Origin of the sequence: Bacillus sanguinis (assembly GCF_018332475.1) — a bacterium.
Lineage (GTDB): Bacteria > Bacillota > Bacilli > Bacillales > Bacillaceae_G > Bacillus_A > Bacillus_A sanguinis.
The window spans coordinates 1-1464 of sequence record NZ_BOQB01000433.1; the positions used below are offsets into that span (position 1 = coordinate 1).

At 34.8% G+C, this 1464-nt stretch carries 1 protein-coding gene; it reads left to right on the plus strand.

Features of this window, described 5'->3' with window-relative positions:
- Nucleotides 1-91: 91 nt before the first annotated feature.
- Nucleotides 92-1464: amidohydrolase family protein (locus KI369_RS27215; protein ID WP_212958699.1), on the plus strand; the 1373-nt coding region annotated here is incomplete at its 3' end.

Genomic DNA, 1464 nt, shown 5'->3' on the forward strand with positions numbered 1-1464 from the left:
TATACAGGGGAGTTATGGATGGAGAATACTTTAGTTAGTTAATTGTTTTTATTTTAATAAATAAAAGTAAATTGATGTGGAGTGAAATTCAATGGGAGAAAATAAGTTTAGATGGAGTAACAAGCAATTACGAGAACATGTTGAAGTAATAGATGGCAAAAGAAGTCCGAACATTTTATTGAAGAATGCAACTTATTTAAATTCCTATATGAGCGAGTGGGTACAAGCAAATATTTGGATCTATGATGATCGTCTTATTTATGTAGGAGAAAAACTACCGGCGCAACTACAAGAATGTGAAGTCATTGATTGTGATGGAAAGTATGTAGTTCCTGGTTACATAGAACCGCATGCACATCCTTATCAATTATACAATCCAGAAACTTTAGCGAATTATGCGATGCAATTTGGGACGACGACTTTTATTAACGATAATTTAACTTTATTTTTCACATCACAACGTGAAGAAGCATTTCGTTTATTAGATGAATTTGAAAAGATTCCAGCTAGTATGTATTGGTGGTGCCGTTTTGATGGACAAACTGAATTGCAAAACGGGGAATCTTTATTTAATCGTGAAGAAATAATAGAATGGCTTAAGCATAAAGCAGTTCTTCAAGGTGGCGAGCTAACAGCGTGGCCAAAATTATTACATGGTGATGATGAAATGCTAACTTGGGTACAGGAAACGAAGCGATTACAGAAAAAAGTAGAAGGACATTTCCCAGGGGCATCTGAAGCAACGTTAGCAAAATTAAAATTGTTAGGTACAGATTGTGATCATGAGGCGATGACAGGTCAGGAAGCTTTCGCTCGTCTTATGCAAGGTTACATGGTTTCCCTAAGAAATTCTTCAATCCGCCCAGATTTAGAAGTGTTACTGAAAGAATTGTTGGAACTAGGAGTAAAACAGTTTGATAGATTCATTCTTACTACAGATGGCTCACATCCTTCGTTTTATGAAAATGGAATGACAAACGTAATGATATCTACCGCGATAAAACAAGGAGTGCCAATAATAGATGCTTATCATATGGCAAGCTATAATATCGCTTATTATTATAATATGGAACATCTACATGGATCGATTGCGACAGGTAGAATTGCTAATATTAATATTTTGGAAAGTAAAGAAAATCCGGTTCCAATAAGTGTGATTGCAAAAGGGAAATGGGTGAAGCGTGACGGAATAAATAAAAATGAATCAGTACAAATAGGCTGGAGTAAATTCAAAGTAACTCCATTATTATTAGACTGGTCTATAGAAAAAGAGGATATGATTTTTACTAATAAAATGGGCATACAATTATTAAATAACGTTATAACAAAACCATACACGACTGATGTTGATTTAACCCGTGATGAACTTTCTTTAGATCATGATGAGTGTTTTCTAATGATGATTGCTCGTGACGGTACGTGGCGAGTGAATACAGTTGTAAAAGGTTTTGCGAAAGAATTAGG